We start from the raw sequence: 11,017 nt of genomic DNA on the forward strand, positions 1-11,017 counted from the left end.
GACCCCGAACCCCCATGCCCAGAGCCGGTCTCACCCCCGAGCGCCTCGTCGCCGCCGCGGCCGATCTCGCCGACGAGGCCGGGTTCGAGGGGGTCACCCTCTCCGCCCTGGCCCGTCGCTTCGGGGTGAAGGACGCGAGTCTGTACACCCACGTCCGGAGTCTGCGGGACCTGAGGATCCGGATGGCCCTCCTGGCCGGCGGCGAGATGATCGACCGGATCGCGGAGGCCGTCGAGGGCCGGGCGCCCGGCAGGGACACGCTGGCCGCCTTCGCCGCCGCCTACCGGGCCTACGCCCTGGAGCACCCGGGCCGGTACGCGGCGGCACAGCTCCAGATCGCCCCGGAGCTCGTCACCGGCTCCCCCGCGATGCGCCGCACGGCCGACGTCACCTACGGCATGCTCCGCGCCTACGGCCTGGAGGAACCCGACCTCACCGACGCCGTGCGCCTGCTGCGCAGCACCTTCCACGGCTACTGCGCCCTGGAGTCCAGCGGCGCCTTCGGCGCGCCCCGTGACGTGCAGGTCTCGTGGGACAGGGCGATCGACGCCCTGCACGTGCTGCTGCGGAACTGGCCCAGTGAGAACCAGTGAGAACCAGTGAGAAGAGGACATCCGACGGCTGATCACGCCCGGTCCGACGACACCGCCGGTGCCATAGCCGAGATCCACTCCCTCGGCAGCGGTCCCTGGACGCTGACGCCCGTCACCCGGGGCGCACTCGGCCAGATCTGGAAACTCTCCGGAAACGGTTGCTCGTACGCCGTGAAGGAACTCCTCTTCGGATGCGACCCGGCCCAGGTCACCCGCGAGGCGGCGTTACGGGATTCCGCGGCCGCCCTGGGCATCGCCTCGCCCCGGCTCCACCCCGACCGGCACGGCGCGCACGTCTCCCGCCTCGACTCCCCGGAGGGCGGTCCGAGGGCGGTGGACCTCAGTCGACGTGCACGCCCACCCCATCCAGCCGGACCCGTACGTCAGGCCCCTCGCTCCAGCGAACCGTCAGCTCGTCCTCCCCGGAAGCGGTTACGGCGACGGCTTCCGCCAGCGGGTCGGGGTCCGCCTCGGCGGTGAGCCGGGCCAGGGCGACGAACAAGGTGGCGTCCCCGACGGTGACACCCGTGAGGTCGTCGTCGAGGCCGACGGCGGGCACCAGTTCTGCCCGGGCACCGTCCGGTGCGCTCCACCCGGTCACCCGGACCGCCGTTCCCGGCGCCGCCCCCGCGACCAGATGCGCTCGCACCTCCACCGCTCCACGCGCCAGCACCACGCTCGTCACCCGCGCTCCCCCGCCGGCGGCGTGCCGGGACGCCGCCCAGCCCTCGCCCACGCCGAGCGGTTCGATGCCGGTACGGCTCGGGTCGCCGGCGACCAGGACGCTGTTGTCGTACGCGTCCGAGGGCGTCGTCACCGTGGAGTACGCCAGCCGCGTGTAGTACGGGTCGTAACGGACGTCCTCGCTGCCATGGTTGTGGAGGCGGACCACGCCGTCGGAACGGGTGGACTGCAGGAGCCAGTTGGGCGGTCCGACGGGGGTGACGCGGTCCGCGCGTTCGGCGGGGCCGGCCTCCTCCGGCGCCGTCCAGACCTCGTGGTCCGCGGGCAGGAGCAGGCCCAGGAAACCCTTGCTCGCCCAGTACGGGGAGGCCGGGCCCGAATAGCCCTGCAGGACGGACTCGTCGGGGCCGTGCCAGCCGAGGGAGAGCAGGCCCCGGTCGTCCACCGCGCCCCGGTCCAGGAAGTACTTCAGCGCGCCCGAGGCCAGCCGCCGGGTCTCGCCGGGCTTCAGGGGCGTACGGCCGGCCAGCGCGCCCAGCCACAGCGGGGCCGTCGTGGCGAAGCGGTAGGTCAGCGACCGGCCCTGGTGCATGGGGGCGCCGTCGCCGCCGAACAGGCGGGCGTAGTCCGCCAGATGCCGGGAGAGACGGTCGCCGTACAGCGCCAGCAGGTGCTCGTCCTCGTCCAGCCAGGCGTGCAGCACCGGGTAGAGGTGCATCGCCCAGCCGTTGTAGTAGTCGTACTTGCGGCCGTCGCCGTCGGTGTACCAGCCCTCGCCGACGTACCACTGCTCGATGCGTTCCAGGCCGCGGGCGGTCGCCGCGCGGGAGGCGTCCGGCTCGTAACCGATGTCGGCGAGGAAGCCGCCCACGGTGACCGGGAACAGCTCCCAGTTGCAGGGCCAGGGCTCGGCCGTGAGGGCGTCGGCCAGCCACGCGGCCGTCCGTTGGCGTACGCCGTCGTCCAGGCGGTCCCAGAGCAGGTCCCGCGTGAGGCGGAGGGCCAGGGCGATCGACGCCGCCTCCACCAGGGGCTGGCTGCGGTCCTCGATGCGGGGCCAGACGCCCGAGACGCCGGCGGCGAGGCCGGTCGCATAGCGTTCCAGGGCCTTCTCGTCGCGGCGGAATGCGGCCAGCAGCAGGGTGCGGGCGTAGCCCTCCAGGCCGTCGGAGAGACGGCCCGACCAGCTGGCCCGGTCGCCGGGCAGGTGGTACAGCGCGCGGTCCTCGGTCGCGTACGGCTCGACTGCGGCCAGCAGGGAGTCGGCCGCCGCCTCCCAGTGGGCGCGGGTGCAGCCGGTGAACGGGGACGTCGTGCGGTCGGCGGGGGGCAGCTGCATCGGATGTCTTTCGTGCTCGGGCCGGTGGATACGGATCAGACCTGGAGCGCCCCGGTTCCGGTCAGGGCGCCCCAGGGGTCTATCCCACCCGCACCGTGCCCCTCGGCACCAGATGCAGGGTGACGAGTTCGTCGCGGACGAGGCCCGCGTAGGCCGTCGCACCGCGCACCGACGTGTGCGTGTTGTCCCGCGCCTCGTTGGTGAGGTAGAGCGCCTTGGAGCCTTCCACCCCGAGGGACTCCACCAGCGCCTTGGTCTTCGCCGTGAGGTCGATCAGCGGGACGTCCAGCGCCGCGGCGACCGAGCGGATGACGGCCGGGTGATCGACACCGAGGCCGTTGACCAGGAGCGCGGTTCCGTTGTTCAGCGTGCCGTCGGGGTTGAACCAGCGCCGCACGATGGGAGTGACAAGGACCGGCTGTCCGCCCCGCTCCCGGACGCCCGCGACCAGGGCTTCCAGGTTGGCCCGGTAGGTGGCCTCGTCCGTGGTCTTGTCGTTGTGGGCGAGCTGGACCAGGACCGCGTCGCCGGGGCGGATCAGGGGCCGTACGGTGGCCCACAGCTGCGGGTTCCCCAGATATGTGACCGTACTCTCCCCGGAATCGGCGTAGTTGGCGACGGACACTCCCCTGCGAAGGTACTGGGGCAGCTGCTGGCCCCAGCCGGAGTAGGGGTCGCCGGGCTGGTCGCAGACGGTGGAGTCGCCGACCAGGAAGATCTGGCGGGCGTGCCGGGCCCGCTTGACCTCGATCCCGGCGAGGGCCGGGGCGGTCCCGCCGATCCTCAGGTCGAGGCCGGGGGTTCCCTCGGGGCCGGTGGGCTCGCCCTCGGGGGTGCGGACGTTCACCGTGAAACTGCGGGTGACGCGTTTTCCGGCCGGTGCGGCCGTCTCGGGGAGCAGGGAGCGGCGGCTCTCACCGGTGACGCCCGTGCTGGACGCCGCCTTGCCGCCGAGGGTGACCCGTACGTCGTACGTGCCCGGCGGGACGTCGAAGTGACAGGTGTCGGCGGCGCAGTGGGCGAGGCCCCGGCCCCCGCTCCTCGCGTCCGCGTGGGCGGGTACGGACGACAACGCGGTCCCCAGGGTCACCGCCGCGACGACGGCGATGCTGAAACGTCTCACTCCAGGCTCCTCCCGGCACACGACACGACCTGGAGGGGGACCGTACCGCTCCGGACAAGCGCTTTCTAGACCCCGAACAGCATTCACCGGATCTGTGTCCAGGTATGAGCGAAAGCCCTTTCGCGAAATCGATTCAACTGTCACTCTCGCTCCCACCGCACTCCCCCCACCTTCCGCAGGAGGCACCCCCCATGCCCGGAGCCACGAACAGGCCGGTCGGCCGCCGCGCGGTCGTCCTCGCCGCCACGGCCGGCGCCATAGGCACGGCCCTCGCCCGCCCGGCGCACGCCGCCGGTTTCGGCTGGAGCGACGACGGCGCGAACTACGTCGTCGACACCGGCGCCCAGCTCGTCTTCAAGGTCGCCAAGTCCACCGGCGACCTGACCTCCCTGGTCCACCGGGGCACGGAGTACCAGGGCTACGGCGGCATGAACTCGCACATCGAGTCCGGCCTCGGCGCCTCGACCGTGAGCATCAGGCAGTCCGGTACGACGATCCTGATCTCCGTCACGCACGGCACGCTGAGGCACTACTACGCGGCCCGCAGCGGCGAGAACAACGTCTACCTGTGGACGAACAAGGCCGACACGTCCGTCACCGCGAGCCGGTACATCGTGCGCGTGAAGAAGGGCGCCTTCCTCAACGACGAGCCCGACTCCTACACCTACGCGCCCACCACCATCGAGGCCTCGGACGTCTTCCGGAAGTCCGACGGCCAGACCCGCTCCAAGCACTACTCCAAGCTGCGCGTCATGGACTACGACCACATCGGCTGGTCCGCCGGCGGCGTCGGCCTGTGGATGGTGCGCAGCAACCACGAGAAGGCCGCCGGCGGCCCCTTCTACCGCTCCCTGCTGCGCCACCAGAGCGCGGACGGCGGCGGCCTCTACGAGATCCTCCACTACGGCCAGAACCAGACCGAGGCGCAGCGCTTCGGCCTCCAGGGGCCGTACGTCATCGCCTTCACGGACGGCGGGGCGCCCTCCTCGGCGCTGCACGCGGGCACGCTGACGACGCCCTGGGCCGACTCGCTCGGCATCGCGGGGTACGTGCCGGCGAGCGGGCGGGGCAAGGTGGCGGGCGTCGGGATCTCCGGGCGGAACACGGCGTACCCGTACACCGTCGGGCTCGCCGGCCCGTCGGCGCAGTACTGGGGTCCGGCGCGTTCCCCGGACGGCTGGTTCTCCCTTTCCGGTGTGCTGCCGGGCACGTACACGCTGACCGTGTACAAGGGCGAGCTGGCGGTGTACACCACGTCGGTGAGCGTGTCGGCGGGCGGCACGACGACCCTGAACACGATCGCGATCCCGTCCTCCAACGACCCGTCGAACGCGGCCGCGATCTGGCGGATCGGCGACTGGAACGGCACGCCGGGCGGGTTCAAGAACGCGGACCTGATGACGTACGCGCACCCGTCCGACGTACGGGCCGCGCCCTGGACCGGGAACGTGGTCGTCGGCAACGGCGAGACGGCGGCCTTCCCCTGCTACCTCTGGAAGGACGTCAACAGCGGGATCCTGGTGTACTTCAAGCTGACGGCGGCCCAGGCGGCCGCCGCGCACACCCTGCGTATCGGGGTGACCACGGCGTACGCCAACGGCCGGCCCCAGGTCACCGTCAACGACGCCTGGACCTCGGCGATCCCCGCCCCGCCCACCCAGCCGGAGACCCGGTCGCTGACCAACGGTTCCTACCGGGGCAACAACCACACGTTCACGTACAGCGTCCCGGCGTCCGCCTGGAAGTCGGACACGAGTCAGTACAACGTGCTCAGGATCGACGTGGTGAGCGGGTCGGGGGCGAGCGGGTTCCTCAGCGCGGGGACGGCGGTCGACGCGATCGACCTGCTGGCCTGAGCGCCCTGCGGACCGCCCGGGTCGTCATGTTCCGCGCGTCCACTGCTGGTTGGCGCCTCCGTTGCACGTGTACGTGATGAGCGCGGCACCGTTGGCGGTGGACGCGCCGTTCACGTCGAGGCACTCGCCGCTCGCGCGGGACGTGACGGTCACGTATGAACCGGTGGTGGTCAGCGACCACTGCTGGTTCGTCGCGGAGGAGGCGCAGTTCTCCTGCGTGACCGTGCTCGCGTTCTCCTGCACGCACAGGCTGCTGTTCCTGACCATCAGCTGGTAGTAGCCGCTTCCGACGGACTTGAACCAGTACCTCTGGTTGCCGCCGCCGTTGCAGTCGTACTGCTTGATCTGGGCGCCCGCCCAGAGCGACTGGCTCGTGACGTCCGCGCACTTGGAGGAGTGGCGGGCGATCAGCGTGTTGTACGTGGCGGTGGTACCGGTGACGGTCCCGGCGGCCGTGTCGACCGTGACCTCGGGTGACCAGGACATGGACATCGTGGTCGCGTTGGAGAAGGTCAGCGGCAGCCACACGTACCGGGAGTCGTTGACCGTCCCGCCGAAGGAGTTGCCCCACCGGTCGCCCAGGTAGAGATAGGAGGTACCCGAGGTGCCTTGCACGGGCAGCACGAAAGCGGTCTGCGAGCCGTACGCCGTCGAGTCACCGACGTTCTTCATGGCCGACCAGGGGCCGGCGATGCTGGTGGCGGTGGCGTACTGCTGCTGGTTGGGGTTCCAGCCCGTGGCGCCCGACGTCAGCATGAAGTACACACTGCCCCGCTTGAACAGCGCCGGGGCCTCGCGGTGGCCGCCGGGCCAGGGGTTGGCGACCAGGCTCGCGATGCCGGTGTAGTCGGCGGTGAGGCGGTAGATCTGGAGGTCGTAGTTCTCGCGGGCGGCGGAGATCATGTAGCCGGCGCCGTCCGTGTCGACGAAGACCGTGATGTCGCGGGACATGTGCTGGCCGAGTGGCCGGAAGCTGCCCTTCCAGGTGTAGTCGCCGTCGACGGTGTCGGAGACGGCGACGGCGGCGCGGGCCTCGCTGTAGTCGGTGCCGTTCTCCTTGTGCATCCACATGACGAACGTGCCGGTGGAGGCGTTGTACATGACCTTCGGCCGCTCGATGTTGGCGGCTCCGAGCTCCGGGTCACTGGCCTCGGTGAGGACGTGGTTGCGGAACTCCCAGTTCTTCAGGTCGCTCGAGCGGTAGGCGTCGACGTACCGGAAGGTGTTGTCGGCGTTGCGGTGCTCGCCGAACCAGTAGTAGTAGCTGCCGACCTTCAGCACTCCGCCGCCGTGCGCGTGGACGGGGTTGCCGGAGGTGTCCGTGAACTGGGTGCCGTTGGTGATCTTCTGGGGTGCGGCCTGGGCGGGGCCGGCGGTGGCGAGGGCGCCGAACAGTCCGAGGCACAGGGCGAGAAGGGCGGCGCACACACGTCTCATGTCATTCACCTGCCGCCTGCGTGTCGGCGACGGGGACGCCGAAGTCGGGGGTGCCGTCGCGCTTCCAGCCGAGCTTCTGGACGCGCGTGTGGCGGTTGGGGTCGTTCAGCGGGTCCCCGTTGATGTGCTTGTACTGGCGGGCGTGGTAGACGAGGACGTCGGTGCGGCCGTCCTCGGCGACGGTGAAGCAGTTGTGGCCGGGGCCGTACTGCTTGGTCGTGTCGTTGCTGGTGAAGACCGGGGCCGGCGACTTGGTCCAGCTCAGGGGGTCCAGGAGGTGGCTGTCGGCGTCGGCGGTCAGCAGGCCCACGCAGTAGTTGAAGTCGGTGGCGCTGGCCGAGTACGTCATGAAGAGGCGGCCGTTGCGCTTGAGGACGTACGGGCCCTCGTTGACCTTGAAGCCGATGCACTCCCAGTCGTACTCCGGGGTGGAGAGCCGCACCTGCGGGCCCTTCAGGGTCCACGGGTCGGCCATCTCCGAGAGGAAGATGCCGGTGTTGTTGTCCAGTCCGGGCTCGTGCTGGGCCCAGGCGAGGTAGCGCTTGCCCCGGTGGGTGAAGGTCGTGGCGTCCAGGGAGAAGGTTTCCCACGCCGTCTTGACCTGGCCCTTCTCCACCCAGGTGCCCTTGAAGGGGTTGGGGTGGGCGTTCTCCAGCACCCATATGCGGATCGCCCAGACGTCCTCGGCGGGGGCGGAGGCGAAGTAGATGTACCACTTGCCGCCGATGCGGTGCAGTTCGGGCGCCCAGATGTGGGCGCCCATGGGGCCGGTGGCGTGGGCGCGCCAGATGACGGACTCGTCCGCCGTGCCGAGGCCGCGCAGGGTGCGGGAGCGGCGCAGGATGATGCGGTCGTACTCGGGGGCGGTGGCGGTGAAGTAGTAGAAACCGTCCTTGTGCCGGTTGATGTGCGGATCGGCACGGTTGCGGACCAGGGGGTTCACGAAGGGGGCCGGCTTCGGGTGCCCGGCGGTTGTCGCGGCAGCGGTTTCTCCCCGGGGCGCCGCGTCGGCGACACCGGGGAGGGCGGGGACGGCGGCGAAGGCGCCGGCGGCTGCGGCGCCCTTCAACAGCGTTCTGCGGCTGGGGGGTTCGGGCAGAGCGTGGTCGCGGTCGCGGCTCATGCGGTGGGGCCTGCCTCTCACTGGGGGACACACGGCGTCGTCGTCGGATACGGCGTCTGAAATTTCGAACACCATCTGTCATTACGAACGCCGAAAAGGTAAGGGGGTGACACGTGGAGGTCAACGGGTTTGACGGGACGAACCCGCCCGGCCCGGTGACGAATCCGCCGGTCTCCACGACGGTGGAGAAGGGCGCGGTCCTGCGCCTCGGCAGCGGCAAGCGGGGCGGCGACGGCGGCGGTTCAGCGGCCGGTGGGGGCCTCGGGAAACCCGAGGAGGGGAGCCAGCAGCCGCGCCTCGGCGGCCCATTCGGCCAGGAACGCCAGGGCCAGTCCCCGTTCCCGGTAACGGAGTTCGGCCGAGACGGTGCCCTCGCCGCCGTAGGCCACCGGCTCCTCGTCCGCCCGCGCCAGCATCAGCGCGGTGAGCCAGTCGTACTTGACGGCGGAGGCGCACACGCCGAGCCGTACGAGGGTTTCGTCGCCGCGCCAGCCGCTCTCGCGCAGGCCCTGCACGTAGGCGTCGTAGGCCGCCTTGGCCAGGCCCGGCAGGTCGGCGGCGGGGACGAACAGGTCGAAGACACAGTCCGGGAGGTAGGTGCCGAGGTCCTCGCCGAGGGCGCCGTCGCCGGTGAACGCCCAGTCGAGCAGGACGCCGTCGCCGGGGCCGTCCGAGCGGAGGTTCGCCGGCCACTGGTCGAGGTGGCAGAGGGCGCGGGGCAGCGACTCCATGACCGTGAGGAACCACTCGCGGTCGTGGTGGAGGCGGACCATGTCCTCGCGCAGGCCGGGCGGGAAGTGCCGTCGGACCAGGGGGTGTTGCCACGCCTCGTCGGTGTCGAGCAGGGCCTCGCCCGTCGTCTTCCCCGCCGTGTAGTCCCGCAGGAAGCGCCGCGAGAGCCACGGGGTGTCCTCCCCCGCGCCCACGGCGCCCTGTGCCATGCCCAAGCGGTGGGCGTGGTCGACATGGCGGGCCAGGGGCCAGGAGGTCGCCGGTTCGCCCGGCACGTCCTCCAGCCACAACGCCACGTCCCCTTCGGGGCGTTCGGCGCACTCCAGCAGCCGGGGTGCGCGGATGCCGTGCCGCTGCCAGACCTGGGCGAGGCCGGACTCGTAGACGTACGCCTCACGGCGCCAGAAGTTCCAGTGGCGCGGATCGTTGGACGCCGACCAGCTGACGGCGGTCTCCTTCGTCCGTGTCAGGACCTTCAGGACGGCCGAGCGGTCGCCGCCGGTGACCCGCCACACCCCGGCCGTGACGCCGTTCCACGGGTTGTGGGTGAGCGGCTCGAACACCGCCCGGTCCGCAGGAACTCCCAGGACCTCACGTACTTCGGCATGCGCTGCAGCGACCTCGGGCATCCCCCGATGCTATGCCGCCGCCTCCGCCGTGTCCTTGCGTCCCCGCAGCCACACGTATACCGGGATTCCGGCGAACAGGAACAGCACGCCCTGGTACACGGCCGCGTACCCGGCACCGGCGATCAGCCAGAACGAGAAGCCGAACGAGAGGACCGCGACCGTCAGGTCCCGGGCGAGGCCCGCGGGGCGATGGGGGCTCCTCCCGCTCGAGCGAAGCCGAGAGTGGGGGAGCTCGCGGGTGCCACGGGCCAGCCAGTACAGCTGGGCCGCCGCCGACAGCAGGTACGGCACACAGCCGGTGAACGTGGTGATCAGGACGAGGACGCGGAAGGTGGTGTCCGGGCCGGCCGTGTAGTTGAGGGCGATGAGGAGGCTGCCGAGGACCGCGCAGGCCCACACCCCGAAGCCGGGGACACCGCCCCTGCCGAGGCGGGCGAAGGGCGCGGGGAAGAGGCCGTCGCGAGCGGCGGCGTACGGCATCTGCGCGGCCATGAGGATCCAGCCGTTGAGGCAGCCGGTGATCGATGCGACCGCGACCAGGGCGATGGCGGTGCCGCCCCAGCCGCCGCCGGTGATCGCGTTCACGGCGTCGGCGAAGGGGGCGCCCGAGCCGACGAGCCGGTCGTGCGGGACCAGCCCGAAGACGGCGATGGTGCCGAGGACGTAGACGACGGCGGAGGCCAGGGTGCCGAGGACGCTCGCCCGGCCGACCGTGCGCTCGGGGTCGCGGACCTCGCCCGCGCTGACCGCGGCCGATTCGACGCCGAGGAAGCTGTACAGCAGCAGCGCGGCGGAGGCGGCGAGCGCGCCGGAGACGCTCTGGCCGGAGGCGTTGAAGGGGCCGAAGTTGTCGGCGTCGACGAAGAACAGGCCGATCGTCGCGAGCAGGAGCAGCGGGACGAACTTCAGGATCGTGGAGACGACCTGCACCGCGCCGACCCAGCGCGTGCCCGCGAAGTTCGCCGCGGCGGGCAGCCAGAGGGCGGCCATCGCGACGAGGGCCTGGAGGACGTGGTTGCCGTGCAGGGGTATCAGGACGTCGACGTAGCCGACGACCGCGACGGCCAGGGCGGCGATGCTGACCCAGCACATCGTCCAGTACGACCAGGCCGACAGGAAACCGGCGAACTCGCCGAAGGCGTCCCGCGGGTAGACGTACAGGCCGCCGGTGACGGGGCTGCGCCGGGCGAGCCTGCCGAAGAGCAGCGCGAGCAGGACGGCTCCGACCGAGAGCACGAGGAAGGCGAGCAGGCTGATCGTGCCGTAGGGGGCGACGGTGGCGGGCAGGGCGAAGATGCCGCCGCCGATGATGTTGCCCATGACGAGGGCCGTGGCGGCGGCGAGACCGAAGGTGCGGCGGGGGGCCGGGGCGACGGCGACGGCCGTTTCGGCGGCCGGGGCCGGGCCGGCGGCCGGGGCCGGGCCGGCGGCCGGGGCCGGGCCGGCGGCCGGGGCCGGGCCGGCGGCCGGGGCCGGGCCGGCGGCCGGGGCCGGGCCGGCG

General features: G+C 71.6%; 8 protein-coding genes and 1 pseudogene. 3 read left to right on the forward strand and 6 right to left on the reverse strand.

Going from position 1 to position 11,017, the window contains the following annotated elements:
• The first annotated feature begins 14 nt into the window (after positions 1-14).
• Together HDC93_RS14105 and HDC93_RS38335 are read left to right on the forward strand one after the other, a co-directional pair.
• Positions 15-593 (forward strand): TetR/AcrR family transcriptional regulator, encoded by a 579-nt coding sequence (locus HDC93_RS14105; protein ID WP_185010692.1) that lies wholly within the window; start codon positions 15-17, stop codon positions 591-593.
• A 6-nt stretch (positions 594-599) separates the two neighbouring features.
• A pseudogene (locus HDC93_RS38335) lies at positions 600-914 on the forward strand (hypothetical protein); the annotation flags it as partial.
• 19 nt (positions 915-933) lie between these two features.
• On the opposite strand, the gene HDC93_RS14110 reads toward HDC93_RS38335, so the two are convergent.
• Together HDC93_RS14110 and HDC93_RS14115 are read right to left on the reverse strand one after the other, a co-directional pair.
• Complete coding sequence (locus HDC93_RS14110) at positions 934-2,616, reverse strand: DUF2264 domain-containing protein (RefSeq protein ID WP_185010694.1); 1,683 nt, start codon at positions 2,614-2,616, stop codon at positions 934-936.
• 79 nt (positions 2,617-2,695) lie between these two features.
• Positions 2,696-3,739 carry a rhamnogalacturonan acetylesterase gene (locus tag HDC93_RS14115; protein ID WP_185010696.1) on the reverse strand — a complete coding sequence of 348 codons (1,044 nt, stop codon included), beginning with the start codon at positions 3,737-3,739 and terminating at the stop codon, positions 2,696-2,698.
• 191 nt (positions 3,740-3,930) lie between these two features.
• Between HDC93_RS14115 and HDC93_RS14120 the strand changes: the two genes are divergently transcribed.
• Entirely contained in the window at positions 3,931-5,595 is a 1,665-nt protein-coding gene (locus HDC93_RS14120) for a rhamnogalacturonan lyase B N-terminal domain-containing protein (RefSeq protein ID WP_185010698.1), read from the forward strand.
• A gap of 24 nt (positions 5,596-5,619) precedes the next feature.
• Here the strand turns inward: HDC93_RS14120 and HDC93_RS14125 are convergent, their stop codons facing one another.
• The 4 genes from HDC93_RS14125 to HDC93_RS14140 all read right to left on the reverse strand — a co-directional run.
• Complete coding sequence (locus tag HDC93_RS14125) at positions 5,620-7,032, reverse strand: RICIN domain-containing protein (RefSeq protein ID WP_185010700.1); 1,413 nt, start codon at positions 7,030-7,032, stop codon at positions 5,620-5,622.
• 1 nt (position 7,033) lies between these two features.
• Positions 7,034-8,155: a family 43 glycosylhydrolase gene (locus HDC93_RS14130; RefSeq protein ID WP_185010703.1), complete on the reverse strand. Its 1,122-nt coding sequence runs from the start codon at positions 8,153-8,155 to the stop codon at positions 7,034-7,036.
• Between the two features lie 242 nt (positions 8,156-8,397).
• The gene (locus HDC93_RS14135) at positions 8,398-9,516 is read right to left on the reverse strand and encodes an aminoglycoside phosphotransferase (RefSeq protein WP_185010705.1); all 1,119 of its coding nucleotides are present in this window, start codon (positions 9,514-9,516) and stop codon (positions 8,398-8,400) included.
• A gap of 9 nt (positions 9,517-9,525) precedes the next feature.
• On the reverse strand, positions 9,526-11,017 hold a 1,492-nt coding region (locus HDC93_RS14140), incomplete at its 5' end, for an amino acid permease (RefSeq protein ID WP_260419556.1).

The sequence above is a fragment of the Streptomyces sp. AK010 genome, assembly GCF_014207295.1.
GTDB classification, from domain to species: Bacteria; Actinomycetota; Actinomycetes; order Streptomycetales; family Streptomycetaceae; genus Streptomyces; species Streptomyces massasporeus.

Bases quoted from the DNA above. Each gene is read 5' to 3' on its own strand.
- HDC93_RS14105 (WP_185010692.1), top strand. From the start codon at position 15: ATGCCCAGAGCCGGTCTCACCCCCGAGCGCCTCGTCGCCGCCGCGGCC.
- HDC93_RS14110 (WP_185010694.1), bottom strand. From the start codon at position 2,616: ATGCAGCTGCCCCCCGCCGACCGCACGACGTCCCCGTTCACCGGCTGC.
- HDC93_RS14120 (WP_185010698.1), top strand. From the start codon at position 3,931: ATGCCCGGAGCCACGAACAGGCCGGTCGGCCGCCGCGCGGTCGTCCTC.
- HDC93_RS14125 (WP_185010700.1), bottom strand. From the start codon at position 7,032: ATGAGACGTGTGTGCGCCGCCCTTCTCGCCCTGTGCCTCGGACTGTTC.
- HDC93_RS14130 (WP_185010703.1), bottom strand. From the start codon at position 8,155: ATGAGCCGCGACCGCGACCACGCTCTGCCCGAACCCCCCAGCCGCAGA.
- HDC93_RS14135 (WP_185010705.1), bottom strand. From the start codon at position 9,516: ATGCCCGAGGTCGCTGCAGCGCATGCCGAAGTACGTGAGGTCCTGGGA.